At 39.8% G+C, this 12,667-nt stretch carries 13 protein-coding genes; 5 read left to right on the top strand and 8 right to left on the bottom strand.

All coding sequences use genetic code 11. The features are described from left to right. Positions 1–4 precede the first annotated feature (4 nt). Positions 5–829 carry a co-chaperone DjlA gene (gene djlA / locus ACMZOO_RS10200; protein WP_440903253.1) on the top strand — a complete coding sequence of 275 codons (825 nt, stop codon included), beginning with the start codon at positions 5–7 and terminating at the stop codon, positions 827–829. A 29-nt stretch (positions 830–858) separates the two neighbouring features. Here the strand turns inward: djlA and ACMZOO_RS10195 are convergent, their stop codons facing one another. Further along, positions 859–1,899 (bottom strand): hypothetical protein, encoded by a 1,041-nt coding sequence (locus ACMZOO_RS10195; RefSeq protein WP_440903252.1) that lies wholly within the window; start codon positions 1,897–1,899, stop codon positions 859–861. 498 nt (positions 1,900–2,397) lie between these two features. Between ACMZOO_RS10195 and ACMZOO_RS10190 the strand changes: the two genes are divergently transcribed. From ACMZOO_RS10190 to ACMZOO_RS10180, 3 genes are read left to right on the top strand one after another with little or no spacing between them, the layout of a single operon-like run. Next, the gene (locus tag ACMZOO_RS10190; protein WP_440903251.1) at positions 2,398–3,567 is read left to right on the top strand and encodes a hypothetical protein; all 1,170 of its coding nucleotides are present in this window, start codon (positions 2,398–2,400) and stop codon (positions 3,565–3,567) included. Next, positions 3,567–4,085: a polysaccharide biosynthesis/export family protein gene (locus ACMZOO_RS10185; protein ID WP_440903250.1), complete on the top strand. Its 519-nt coding sequence runs from the start codon at positions 3,567–3,569 to the stop codon at positions 4,083–4,085. Before ACMZOO_RS10190 ends, ACMZOO_RS10185 begins: the two co-directional genes overlap by 1 nt. Further along, entirely contained in the window at positions 4,085–6,391 is a 2,307-nt protein-coding gene (locus ACMZOO_RS10180) for a GumC family protein (RefSeq protein ID WP_440903249.1), read from the top strand. Before ACMZOO_RS10185 ends, ACMZOO_RS10180 begins: the two co-directional genes overlap by 1 nt. On the opposite strand, the gene ACMZOO_RS10175 is transcribed toward ACMZOO_RS10180, so the two are convergent. Genes ACMZOO_RS10175 through dapF form a run of 4 tightly spaced genes read right to left on the bottom strand, consistent with a single transcriptional unit; the run spans position 6,370 to position 9,543 of the window. Then, on the bottom strand, positions 6,370–7,080 hold the full coding sequence (locus tag ACMZOO_RS10175) for an HAD-IA family hydrolase (protein WP_440903248.1): 711 nt from the start codon (positions 7,078–7,080) through the stop codon (positions 6,370–6,372). The genes ACMZOO_RS10180 and ACMZOO_RS10175 overlap by 22 nt on opposite strands. Next, positions 7,080–7,985, bottom strand: a complete 906-nt coding sequence (locus ACMZOO_RS10170; protein WP_440903247.1) for a tyrosine recombinase XerC — start codon at positions 7,983–7,985, stop codon at positions 7,080–7,082. The genes ACMZOO_RS10175 and ACMZOO_RS10170 overlap by 1 nt, the downstream gene beginning before the upstream one ends. A 17-nt stretch (positions 7,986–8,002) precedes the next feature. After that, positions 8,003–8,716 carry a DUF484 family protein gene (locus ACMZOO_RS10165; RefSeq protein WP_440903246.1) on the bottom strand — a complete coding sequence of 238 codons (714 nt, stop codon included), beginning with the start codon at positions 8,714–8,716 and terminating at the stop codon, positions 8,003–8,005. Then, positions 8,713–9,543 (bottom strand): diaminopimelate epimerase, encoded by an 831-nt coding sequence (dapF, locus tag ACMZOO_RS10160; RefSeq protein WP_440903245.1) that lies wholly within the window; start codon positions 9,541–9,543, stop codon positions 8,713–8,715. The genes ACMZOO_RS10165 and dapF overlap by 4 nt, the downstream gene beginning before the upstream one ends. A 180-nt stretch (positions 9,544–9,723) precedes the next feature. Between dapF and cysE the strand changes: the two genes are divergently transcribed. Continuing rightward, positions 9,724–10,527, top strand: a complete 804-nt coding sequence (gene cysE / locus ACMZOO_RS10155; RefSeq protein ID WP_440903244.1) for a serine O-acetyltransferase — start codon at positions 9,724–9,726, stop codon at positions 10,525–10,527. A 70-nt stretch (positions 10,528–10,597) separates the two neighbouring features. Here the strand turns inward: cysE and ACMZOO_RS10150 are convergent, their stop codons facing one another. The 3 genes from ACMZOO_RS10150 to ACMZOO_RS10140 form a co-directional block, all read right to left on the bottom strand. Then, entirely contained in the window at positions 10,598–11,080 is a 483-nt protein-coding gene (locus ACMZOO_RS10150) for a YajQ family cyclic di-GMP-binding protein (RefSeq protein ID WP_440903243.1), read from the bottom strand. Between the two features lie 104 nt (positions 11,081–11,184). Further along, a complete protein-coding gene (locus ACMZOO_RS10145) occupies positions 11,185–11,949 on the bottom strand; it encodes a class I SAM-dependent methyltransferase (protein ID WP_440903242.1) in 765 nt (254 codons plus the stop codon). After that, positions 11,936–12,631, bottom strand: coding sequence for a DNA-3-methyladenine glycosylase I (locus ACMZOO_RS10140; RefSeq protein ID WP_440903241.1), 696 nt, complete (start codon positions 12,629–12,631; stop codon positions 11,936–11,938). The genes ACMZOO_RS10145 and ACMZOO_RS10140 overlap by 14 nt, the downstream gene beginning before the upstream one ends. Positions 12,632–12,667: the final 36 nt, after the last annotated feature.

The raw sequence follows: 12,667 nt of genomic DNA, 5'->3' as shown, positions 1-12,667 counted from the left end.
AAATATGCATTATTGGGGTAAAGTTTTAGGTTTTATTTTTGGCTTTATGCTGTTTAAGTTACCCGGTGCGCTATTGGGTGTCATTATTGGTTATTATTTTGACAAAGGATACGCCAAAGCCCTATCAGACAATGGTGGTTTTGCCCGTTTATTGAGTGGTCGTAATAACTTAAAAAACCGTATGATATTTTTCCATACTTTGTTTTCGATTATGGGGCACATAGCTAAATCAAGCGGCCGCGTAACCGAAAACGATATAGCACTCGCCAGTGCTTTAATGGATAAAATGGGCTTGTCGGGTGAATTACGTCAAGAAGCACAAAATGCCTACAGAGCTGGTAAACAAGCAGATTTTCCAGTAGCAGAAACAGTAAAAGAGTTTAAACAATACTGTTTCGGACGGCGTGATTTTCTAGCTGTGTATTTCGAAATCCAGCTGCAAGCTGCACTAGCCAACGGTCAATTACATAAAAACGCTGAAACTATTTTAACCAAAATTGGCAAAACTTTAGGTTTTAATCCAGCAGAAGTTGCAACTTACATCAGCCAAGCTAAAGCCAGTGGTCAGTACCAATATCAACAAAAACATCAGCAACATAGCCAGCAATCACAACAAAATCAATTGCCACAAATGTATCAAATTTTAGGTATAGAGCAGAGTGCTAGTGATCAAGCCGTGAAAAAAGCTTATAAAAAACTGATGGCGCAACATCATCCAGATAAACTTGCATCGCAAGGCTTACCTGAACAAGCGTTAACCTTAGCTAAAGAGCGCGCACAACAAATTCAAGCAGCTTACGAAATGATCAAAAAATCTCGTGGCCTTTAAGGCAAAGAAACAAATATTGAGATGAAGGATTATTCAGCAAAATATTCAAATAAATCGGTTAATATCGCATAGGTTTTTTGTTCAGCTATGACGTATTCAAAACATACTTCTTCGTATCTATCGTCAATTAACTTACGCCGTGCAATTTTCGCTGGAATTTCTAACAGCTGATCGTGCATATGATATTTATGCGCGATAAGCTTAGGTAAATACAATCTCACCATCAAGATTTTGTCTTGGTCAAATCTGCTCATTTCATCTAAACGACAATAAAGATTGACCCCAGCGACACTAAAATCATTCGACAGCCGATCAATAAAACAGTGTGATTGTTCTACTTCTAATCGAACACCTATATCTAGCCGATCGTACTGACGTTTTTCATCTGGATAAGCAGCAAGATAACCATCATCTAAATCAAACTTAAAACTAGCCAGCAACAAACTCACCACTTCGGTTGAATCAACCAAGTCATGCGCAAAGGAGCTCATTAAACCAGTGTCATAAATATTAGTTTCACTTGCAGTGAGTTGATGTTTAGTAATGTCTTGTACCTGTTCGGCGGAATAACTGACATGTTTAAGCTGGCGTTTTAAGGTCGAAATCGTAATAGCAAGCGCGAGTGACATTTCGCTAAAACTATTATCCAGCTGTTTAATAATGCCTACATCCGATTCAGGAAATTTTGGATGATTAACCGAAAGATCACCGCGAACAATCGAATCCATGCGCGCAATCAAATTTTCTAACCTTTGATACAAAGGTTTGTGCAATGACACCCAATACATTATCGGAATCAAAACTAAACTCGCTATGCATAGCCAAACGTACAAATGAAAACGTGCTTGATGAAAAGCCAACTCGTCGTGGATTGATTCATTGCGTAACAAAAATTGGTTTATGTGATTCGCGGAGTCAGCAGAATCAGCGTGAAATTGCGACTGAGTGAGCTGTAAAGCAGCGGTTAAATCAAGTCCATTTTGATACAAGAACTCTACTCTTTTGTTTATCTGAGTTGTGTGCACATACATCATGCTCGCTGCAGACAGCACTAGAATGAATAGTGCCATCAACATCACCAGCGTGCGCAAACTAATATTGCGCTTTAAATAATTAAATGGTCGTATCATCAAGAGTAAAACTAAAAAGACTTGCTTAACTGAAGTTATCGGTAAACATCAGTATATCTAAATAGTAAAAAATTGCGGTATTAATATGTAATTTAGCCCTCTTAAATTAAAATTTCACTGAACCGAATCCATAAACAAGTTCAAAATTTATCCGTCAAAATAAGGCACCCACAGGCACAATTTACAAAAAACAAACAAATAAAATACATGTAAAAAATAAATATGACAGTGTTAAAGCCTTATTTTTAGATGTTTTAGCTATTTTTCTATTAAAGAGTTAAAAAAACCCATTAACAATCCCGTAAAACTTTGCATATTGACCTTTGGTTCAGTAGAATTGAACATAATTACGTCAGATATATCTTACATGCTTAGGATCTACCGTCTCACAGCTACGGATGTCAATTATCTTAAACCTGACGTTGTATAAAGAGAGTTATGCTAAAACACATTGTTAAATACTCTGTGGTCGTTGCAAGTTTATCTAATATGGCATTTGCTCAGCATCCCGCGCTAATTGAAGCGCAGCTGACTACTGGCTACTCAGATAACTATCAACAAACAGAAAACAAACAATCTTCGTCGAGTGTGCAAATGAAACTGCAACTCAATGCGGGAATAAATTGGCGCTCATTTGACGCTGGTGTGCACGCACAACTTTCTGAAATCGATTACAAAGCAGATAAATCCGCACAATTTAGCCGTAACGCTCTAGCTGGCAATCTATCTTGGCGACCAACTAATCAACAAGAATTAGCAATTAATATCGGCCGAGCAAATTCGGAGATAGAACCTTGGTTAGGTATTCGTCGCGATGTGTATAACATCAACAAGGAGCAACCTTTAGCTATTGATGAAAGTGAAGATACATCCACCGGTGTAACTTATAGTTACAAAACACCAAGTGAACGAGGGTTCGTCTTCTCAAGCGCTTTTAACACTCAGCAAAAAGACTATCAAGCACTTGATCAGCTTGCGTTACAGAATAATAAAACAACCAATAGCTGGCAGCACAAACTAGGTTATCAATGGCGGGCAGGTCGGCACCTGTTTGTTGAATACCAAAATAAAGACAGCGAATTCAGCGATTTTTCTATTCGCGATAATAGCAGCCAAATATATGCTGTCGGTTTGTCTTGGCAAGCAACGGCAATCACAGGTTTTACTTTAGGTGTAGGCCAAGAAACTCGCGAAATCAGCCAAAGTGCAGCTGAAAATAAAACCAGCTATTGGTCATTACAAGCAACTTGGGCGCCTAAAAGTTATTCTGTTTTTAGTTTAACCAGTAGTCAACGCCAACAATCAAGCGAATATCAAGATCAATTACTGCAACTGGCGAAAAACCATGCAGCCGCTTGGCAACATACTTGGGGCAGTGGCTTAAAAAGCACTATAAGTTTAAGCCATCAGCAATTACAACAAATAGCGCTCAAACGTGACGAGCAAAAATTAACTGCTGAAATTGCCTTTAGCTATCAATTATCAAACAGTTGGCATGCAAATTTAGCCTACACTTATACCGACAATAGTGATTCGGCAAACAGACGTAACTTTAAACAGAACAATCTCTACTTTGGCGTTAAATATCAAATGGGGGGTAGAGCTTAATGTATAAATGTATTTTATTCGCGCTACTCACACTTTTTGCCTCCAAGCTAATTGCTAACATAGACGGCTATAAATTAGCCGCGGGTGATACCATTAGCATACACGTGTACGGCCAAGACGATTTATCTGTCACCAGTAAAATAGATAAAACTGGCAATCTGAAATATCCCTTTATTGGCAATGTGCCTTTGTCAGGCAAAACCACTGAGCAAGTTAATCAATTTATCACCCAAGCCCTAATGGACGGTTATCTAGTCAAACCTGAAGTGCATGTATATGTGTCAGAGTACCGACCCTTTTACATTCATGGTCAAGTAAAAAAACCCGGTGCTTTTGCTTATCAGCCTGGTTTAATTTTATCCAAAGCAATCGCTTTGGCCGGCGGTTTAACTGAACGCGCGTCAAGCACTTGGATTTTAAAACGTACAACCAACAATCAAAACAGAAGCATAAAGGCAGATGAACAAACTGAAATCTTGCCCGGCGACATTATTACTGTAGAGCAGAGTTTCTTTTAATGGCCGAGCAAATTCAAAAAGAAGACGAAATAGATTTAAACCAACTCTTCTCCCTCTTATGGAGAGGTAAGTGGTTTATCGTATTTACTGTCGCTCTTTTTGCTATTTGTGGTTATTTGTATACGCAAAATGCCACCCGCTACTATAGTGCCACCACGACAATTCAAGTTGGTATAGATCAAGGTAATGTTGTCTCTATCGATGAATTATACGTATTAGAAGCACGCACCAAAGAGCACTACAATACGCAAATTGAAATGCTCAAATCGCGCAACATGCTTGAGCGTGTGGTCAAACAGTTAAAATTAACCGCTGCTAAACTACATGCAGCGCCTAAACCACCTATTTTGCAACACATACCGCAGTTAGAGCCTTGGTTGATGCCGCCGATTAATAATGCAGGTAATTTAGATTTGGCGATTGCTCTGCAGTCTATGATCCAAATTAATCAAGTATCAAACAGCCAACTCATCAGCATAGTTGTCAAAGCTAAAAACGCTGAATTAGCGGCAAACATAGCCAATACATTGGCTGATGTGTATATGGACTTCCATAACGATTCGCGCCAAGCAGTTAACGACAACGCTGCTGATTGGTTGATCACTGAATTAAATATATTGAAGGGTAAACTCAATACCGCCGAAGCCGAATTACAAACCTTTATGGAAAACAACAACCTAGTTGACCTAGCAGGGGTGTTAAGTTTAAAAGCGAAAGACGTTGAGGGGTTTTCAGCACAATTACTTGCAGCACAAAAACAAATTGATGAAATTAAAGTTCAGTACAGCACGATTCAAGATCTAAATGATACTGAGTTATTATTGTCATCGAGCGCAATTAAAACCAATAGCTTAGTTGAGAATACGCAAAGCTCGATTGCACAACTGCAACGAAAACTCGCGGATATATCTTTAGTTTATGGACCTAAGCACCCTAAGCATATAGCCGTAGTAGAAGAAATTAAAACGACAGAGCATATTCTTGATCAACAAGTTAGAGCTTTGGTCAAAGGTGTTGAACAAAAATATAAAGCAGCGATTGAAAATTTAGAGCAAATCAAACTCAACTTAGATACAGCGAAAGCTCAATATCAACAATTACGTAAATCCCAAAGTTTATATCGTCAATTGCAGCGCGAAGTTGAAGCAAACCAAGAGTTGTACGATACCTTCTTAAAGCGCCTGCAAGAAACCAAAGCAACAAAAAGCATGCAAAAGGCTTTTGCGCGCATACTTGACTATGCAATTGCAAAAGATAGTCCTGTTAGCCCTAAGTCGGCTTTAATCTTGGTCTTGTCTGTTTTACTCGGCGGCATGATCTCTGTGATGGGTATATTTGTTGTTGAGTTTAAACGCAAAGGTTTACTCAATGCAGAAGAAGCAAGCAATTATACTGGCTTAGAAGTATTAACTGAACTACCTAAAATTAAGTGTCGTAAAGAAGCGACTAACCATATTGAGCACGACCAGTTATCGCAAAACCCTTATTACATAGAAGCAATGCGTACTTTGCGGACACGCTTGAAGCTGTCGTTTGAAAATCAAAAAATCATAGCTGTCACTTCGGCTATGCCAGGTGAAGGTAAATCGTCAACTTCATTACATTTAGCCAAAGCTTTTTCTGAATTAGAGAAAGTACTTGTGGTGGATGCAGATTTACATAAACCTTCTATGGCAAGCAAATTAGGTTTGTTAAAAACGCGTCCGGGTTTAGTTGAATTGATGTCAGGTCAATTTAAACTCGCATCTTGTTTACACAGACAAAAATCTTTGGGTTATGACGTCATTTGTGCTGGGGCTCACTGTGAAAATCCAACCAAGGTGTTATTGTCGCCAGATTTTTCTAAACTGCTACGCGCCCTTGCGAAACATTACGACCGAGTAATAGTTGAAACTGCGCCAGTTAACTTAGTATCAGATGCGCAAGCGATTGTGAAAGCGGTTGATGGCATTGTTTATGTCGCCAAAGCCGAAAAAACCCCACGCGGACTGATCAAAAACGGTATTGATATCCTCAATCAAGTTAATGCCAACTGCTTAGGCATGGTGCTTAACCAAGTAAACTACAAACTAGCGCGCTACCAATACCGCCAATACATAAATACACCTAAACCAGTTGTGCCTGTATCTGATAAAGTTATTTCACTTAAACCTAGATACAATCAACAAGAGCTAGCTGAATTAAAACAGAAACAAAAAGAACTACTAGCTCAATATGAACAATTAGAATTTGGTAAAAAACGTGCCGGCTTGTTGGCGAAAAAACGTGAAGGCAAAAGCAATAACTATTCGCCTAGATATAAATAGAGTTCTTCAACAGAAGAGATAACCATATCCGGTAACACTTGTCCTTTATAGTGGCGACCATCCGCATCAAACCAAACTGCCTTGCAACCACTTTTCACTGCGCCAGCAACGTCAGTGAATTCACTATCACCAACGTGTAATATCTGCTGTGGCTTAACCTGCATTAGCTGACTCGCTTGTGCAAATAAATCGCTAGCGGGTTTCATCTTTAAACCTGTTTTTGGTCTAAGCACATGCTCAAAAATGCCAGTTAAACCTATCAATTCTGGATCTGCGTTACCATTAGTGATGGCAACTAATTTGTATCTTGTTTTTAGTTGCTCCAACCATGTTACCACCTGCTTATCGACAGTGAAGTTGTTACGATACTGAAAAAACAACTGGTAGGCTTGTTCAGCAACTGCAGTTGCACCAGCAAGCTTATAATTGCTGAACAGGTGGCGCAAAAAAGCTTGGCGCAGCGCTGTTACATCATGCGCTAAACTGCAATGTTCGGTCGCAAAGCTGTGTTTTGCCGACATCCATTCAGCTTCAGTTAGTGGCTGTACTTGCACTTGTGCGAGTTTACGATTAACAAATTGGAGTAATTTATTTTCGGCCTGTTGAATAATTGGCACATTGTTGTAAAGCGTATCATCGAAATCAAAACTGATAACTTGGATGTCGCTAACACGTCGATAAACTTGCATTATTTAGCTTTCTTTCTCGCCCTTGGATGGGCGTTATCATACACCTTTGATAAATGTTCGAAATCTAAATGTGTGTATATTTGGGTGGTAGATAAATTTTTATGCCCAAGCAGCTCTTGAACCGCACGTAAATCTTGGGTCGATTCCAACATATGGGTAGCAAAAGAATGGCGTAATTTATGTGGGTGTAAATGATGGGATAAATTTTGTTTAACCGCGAGTTGACGCATGCGCTCACGCACATGCCGGTCACTAATACGTGTACCACGCTGTGAAACAAACAAGGCTGTTTCTGCTGGTTTCGCCCACTGAGCCCGTATCAACAACCAAGTTTCAATTTTCTCTAATACTAACTTAGTGATCGGTACCTCACGTGTTTTATCACCTTTACCAGTAACACGGACTAAATATTCATGACGGTTGATATCATTTAGATCAATCCCAATCAACTCAGCCAAGCGTAGACCACTACTATAAAAAAGCTCAGCGATGACATTATCTCGATAAGAACAAGGATCGGCTTCAGCATCACAATCCAATAATAAATTCACTTGGTCAACATCAAGGTTTTTTGGTAGGCGTTTAGCAGCTTTTGGCGCTTGTAGGTTGATAGTTGGATCACTGGAGATCCAAGTTTGGCTGAGTAAAAACTGGCAAAACACCCGCAACACTGTCAGCCTATGGGTAATAGTTGAAGTCGCAAGTTTGAGCTTATTCACTTCAACTAAATGGCGACGAATAAATTCAGCGCTCGTCACCTGCACACAGCTGTCTAAATCTAGCTTTGCGTAAACTTGTTTTAGCTGGGTCATGTAACTACGTATGGTATGAGCAGAAGCTTGTTGCTCAGATATTAGCTTATGTTCAAACGCTTGTAGCGCCTCTGCTATACTGACAGTGCTCATTAATAACAAAACCCCGATTAAATAGGGCTAGGTTCTGCCGGGCTATTATCAACCGAAAAGTCTAACAAGAGTCTGTTGATTAATTTAACCATAGGCGCCAAGAATATTGTGTCCATATCGCCTTGGAAATGCTGCTCATCAATACTACCAAAAGCGAGAATTCCCATATCTTTTTGCCCACCTAAACGAATTAACGCAACTGATTTAATTGCTTGTTCGTCTGTAAAAAACAAACTCATTTCTTGTTTTTTTAAGCGGCCAAAATAGTAATCATCACGCGCTAAGCGCTGTAGAAGCACTTCTTGAAACAAATTACGTGGTTGCACTAAGTTGGCGGCGTGTTCATCACCTCCAGCGATAAACAACACCAATTTCATCCCATCAAGTTGAATTTGTTCTAGCAGTATAGCGCGCAATAAATAAATCATTTGTTTGCTATCAGGGCATTCTAACAACGCCATATACAAGTTGATAAATGCTTTGTAGATAGTTTCGTTTTGTTTGGCAGTGCCAATTAAGCGGGTAATATCTTGCTCTTGCTTAGATACTTTATCACGCAACAACTGCTGTTGACGTTCTAATAACGAGACAACACCGTTTGATTCATGTGCGATAACCATTTGGCGCAAAATATCTGGATGGCGCTGAAAAAAATCAGGATGTTCAGATAAATAGCTTGCTACGTCCTCTTCGCTGCAATTGAGCAAAGGCATTTGTTCATTGTCACTCATATATTTATCTGCCCATCAAAAACATGTACTGCTGGTCCTGTCATTTTCACAGCTTGGCCTTCACCTTCCCAACTGATGTTTAGCTTGCCACCTGGTAGCTCTACTTCAACCCTGTTGTCTAGTTTTCCTTGTAAAATACCCACCACCACAGCCGCACAAGCACCTGTGCCACAAGCCAAGGTTTCACCAGCACCACGCTCGTAAACTCGTAAACGAATAGCTTGGCGATTAACAATTTGCATAAATCCAATATTAGCCCGCTCAGGAAACCGCTCGTGGCTTTCGAGAATTGGCCCGAGTGTATCTACATCTGCAGTATCTATGTTATCTACGGTTAACACACAGTGCGGGTTACCCATAGAAACAGCACCCGCTAACACATTTTGTTCATTCGCTTGCAGTATGTATGTTTTCTCTTGGCTATTCGCTTTAAAAGGAATTTGCTGTGGTGCCAGTTTAGGCACGCCCATATCAACAGTTACTTGACCGTCTTTTTCTATGTATAAAACAATATTGCCGCTTTTAGTACTGACCGCAATTCGGTTTTTGTTAATCAAACCTTTTAAGCGCACAAAACGAGCAAAACAACGTGCACCATTGCCACATTGCTCAACTTCGCTACCGTCAGCGTTAAAAATTCGATAGTGGAAATCAATTTCAGGATCATAAGGTGCTTCCACCACTAACAATTGGTCAAAACCCACCCCGAAATTACGATCGGCTAATTTACTGACTTGTTCATTCGATAAAAATACATTTTGGGTAATGTTGTCGAGCACCATAAAGTCATTGCCCAAACCTTGCATTTTAGAAAAATTTATCTGCATTTTACTACTGCATTTCTTTCAACGTTTCATTACGTACAAAATACAAAGTATTGCCCTCAAGGTCGAGGGTTTTATGAGATCTTTATTCGAGATTTTATGATATCAGCCAATATCCACCTTGAATCTGCCAACATTAGCCCTTATTGTGCTAGGCAGATTTGATAAAATGAATGCTTGAGTATGCTCAGTAACCAATTATGGTCTCTTATTCGCAGTGAAGCGCGACAGATTAGCCAACAAGAACCGCTGTTAAGTTCGTTTATTGACCAATGTATATTGTCACATAATTCGCTGTTGGATGCGGTGTCATTTGTATTAGCACAAAAACTTGCTGATGATGTAATGCCACAAGCGGACTTAATCCCACTATTCCATCAATTTTATCTGACCCATCCAGATATGCTTGAAGTGGTGGCTTTTGACATTCGAGCTGTGTTTGAACGTGATCCGGCTATCAATTCTTACTTAACCGTTTTATTGCATTTAAAAGGTTTTCAAGCCATTCAAGTACATCGACTGGCACATCAATTATGGCAGCAAAACCGCCGCGATTTAGCTTTGTTTATTCAAAGTCGTTGTAGCCAAGTATTTGCCGTGGATATTCACCCTGCTTGCCGTATCGGTAAAGGGGTTATGTTTGACCACGCAACTGGAATAGTGGTTGGTGAAACCGCTGTGATTGAAGACAATGTATCCATTCTCCAATCTGTTACTTTGGGCGGAACGGGCAATGAAAGTGGCGACCGTCACCCTAAAGTTCGCCATGGCGTTATGATAGGCGCTGGTGCTAAAGTATTGGGCAATATTGAAATAGGCTGCAATTCAAAAATCGGCGCTGGTAGCGTAGTATTAAAAGACGTTGCGCCACATACCACAGTTGTTGGTGTACCGGCGAAACAAGTTGGTGTACCTCGCTGTCCAGAGCCTTGCCGCTCAATGCAACAAAATGTATTTGATGACAGCGAAGTAGACAGTGTTGAATAACACTAACAGACAAGAGCAGAGTTCAGGTGCCCGCTGAACTCTATGTTATCTAAAGTTCTAACGACTAAAATTAGTCTCTAAAATTAGTAAATTGGAAAGGTTGTTCGAGCTCAGCGCCACGAACTAACTGCATCACCTCTTGCAAGTCGTCGCGTTTTTTACCCGTTACCCGCACTTGTTCACCTTGAATAGAGGCTTGCACTTTAATTTTACTGTCTTTAATTAGTTTCACGAGCTTTTTCGCCATAGCAGCATCTATGCCTTGGACAAAAGTCACTGTCGTTTTGTGATTTTTACCTGAGTGCTCGAAAGAACCTACTTTTACGGCTTTAGGGTCTAAATTACGTTTAGCCATTTTATTGCGTAAAATATCTAACATCTGCTCTAGTTGAAATTCTGCTTCAGCAGTTAATTTAATACTCTCAGACACATACTCAAAACTGGCTTCAACACCACGGAAGTCGAAGCGAGTTGATAATTCACGTTGGGCATTGTCGGCAGCATTACGTGCTTCTTCTATGTTTATTTCAGTTACTATGTCAAACGACGGCATATTATTATTTCCACTATTTTTGTATTGCTAAATTGGCCAATGCTTTTTGGATGCCCAAAGTAGTGTCACCACTTTTGAGAGCTCGCACTATTGGCTGTTTTAAATTAGGTTAAATATACATCAAATCTATGTTTTTTCGATTCTAAACTAAAATCAGGTTTTTGTTGGTTCAAATAGTCAGCATAATCAGGCCGTTTTACCACAACACGCTGCTGAGCGACCTGCTTAGCTACAGACAATAATTTATCTGAATCTTCATCTGCACCAACAAAACCTTGAAATGCTTTCATTTCTTTTTTGACTGCGGCAGATTTCTTTTTATGTGGGTACATAGGATCTAAATACACTACATCCACTTTTGGCAGGGTATTTCGCCAATCAAAACTATCGTCGATTAAACTGCCATGATACAAACCAATAAAATGCCTGGTCCAAGTATCTTGGCAAGTCTGTTTGAGTCGAGACAAGCCGTCCGCTAACAAAGCAACAACCGCATTATTGCGCTCTAACATCACCACATTACAACCAACACTGACTAAAACTAAGCTATCCCGACCTAAACCAGCGGTTGCGTCTAATACAGTGGGGCGCTCATTGTTTTTACAACCAACTGCACGAGCGATAATTTCGTTTTTGATGCTTACTTGTTTGCGTCTATAAGTCGCAGCAGCACCGATAAAATCAACAAACACGCCGGCTTGTTTCGGTTGTGATCGCTGAATTAATTGCAAGCGGTTATCGCACCACAATAAATGCAAATCTTGCTCAGTTTGTTCAACAATTTGCAGCTGATAAGCAGCAGCCAACTCAATTAGCCTTGGTTGTTGTCGCGAATCTGCACTCGCTACAATAAAGTTACTCTGCGGCACCAATGCGATTGTCTCCTACGCTCATGGCTAATATTTGGCTTAATGCTTGAAACGAAAAACCTGTTTGTTGTTGCCAAACATTAAAAGCATACTGAATTTGCTGTAAACTGCGTTTACTAGTTGCACCGCCATCAATTAATTTATTTGCGCGAAAATATCCTTCAACATCTTGCGTTAATAAAAAGGTATCAACACCTAAAGCCCTAAGTGCATACGGACCAGTATTGCCACCTAAACGACAACCATGTTTTTTCAGGTAAGACCACAACCCCACTCTATCTTCGATAGGCCAGTCAGCAATAAATTGGCTAAATGTTGTTTTCTTTGCTAGTTGCACGTCGTGGATCATCAAAGCATTTTCATAAATACTTTGTACTTTTTTGCCATTGCGAATAATACTCGGGTCGGTCGCTTTTTTTTCTAATAATTCTGTAGGCATCATAAGTATTTTCTCAATATCGAAATTGAAAAATAGTCGTTCAAAATTTGGCCATTTGTTTTCGACAACTCGCCAGACAAAACCAGATTGGAAAACTTTTTTGCTAAATTCAGCTAAAAATCTATCGTCGCCTAGCTGTGCAATGGCATCCCGAGTTAGAGGCTTGCCCACATATGACAGCACCAAGGCTTCATTGCCTTTACGTTTGCCCGCTCGTTCAATAATGTTGTTAAAGTTTTCCATCAAAATCTCGCATCTTCAATTAGCTTGGGTATATTA

It is taken from the genome of Catenovulum sp. SX2, from assembly GCF_052056295.1.
GTDB lineage: Bacteria > Pseudomonadota > Gammaproteobacteria > Enterobacterales > Alteromonadaceae > Catenovulum.
Note: the sequence above shows the minus strand (reverse complement) of the source record. Positions and strands in the feature narration are given on the sequence as shown.

Excerpts from the sequence above, each read along its gene's own strand:
- djlA (WP_440903253.1), top strand. The coding sequence starts at position 5 with ATGCATTATTGGGGTAAAGTTTTAGGTTTTATTTTTGGCTTTATGCTG.
- ACMZOO_RS10195 (WP_440903252.1), bottom strand. The coding sequence starts at position 1,899 with ATGGCACTATTCATTCTAGTGCTGTCTGCAGCGAGCATGATGTATGTG.
- ACMZOO_RS10190 (WP_440903251.1), top strand. The coding sequence starts at position 2,398 with ATGCTAAAACACATTGTTAAATACTCTGTGGTCGTTGCAAGTTTATCT.
- ACMZOO_RS10185 (WP_440903250.1), top strand. The coding sequence starts at position 3,567 with ATGTATAAATGTATTTTATTCGCGCTACTCACACTTTTTGCCTCCAAG.
- ACMZOO_RS10180 (WP_440903249.1), top strand. The coding sequence starts at position 4,085 with ATGGCCGAGCAAATTCAAAAAGAAGACGAAATAGATTTAAACCAACTC.
- ACMZOO_RS10175 (WP_440903248.1), bottom strand. The coding sequence starts at position 7,080 with ATGCAAGTTTATCGACGTGTTAGCGACATCCAAGTTATCAGTTTTGAT.
- ACMZOO_RS10170 (WP_440903247.1), bottom strand. The coding sequence starts at position 7,985 with ATGAGCACTGTCAGTATAGCAGAGGCGCTACAAGCGTTTGAACATAAG.
- ACMZOO_RS10165 (WP_440903246.1), bottom strand. The coding sequence starts at position 8,716 with ATGAGTGACAATGAACAAATGCCTTTGCTCAATTGCAGCGAAGAGGAC.
- dapF (WP_440903245.1), bottom strand. The coding sequence starts at position 9,543 with ATGCAGATAAATTTTTCTAAAATGCAAGGTTTGGGCAATGACTTTATG.
- cysE (WP_440903244.1), top strand. The coding sequence starts at position 9,724 with ATGCTCAGTAACCAATTATGGTCTCTTATTCGCAGTGAAGCGCGACAG.
- ACMZOO_RS10150 (WP_440903243.1), bottom strand. The coding sequence starts at position 11,080 with ATGCCGTCGTTTGACATAGTAACTGAAATAAACATAGAAGAAGCACGT.
- ACMZOO_RS10140 (WP_440903241.1), bottom strand. The coding sequence starts at position 12,631 with ATGGAAAACTTTAACAACATTATTGAACGAGCGGGCAAACGTAAAGGC.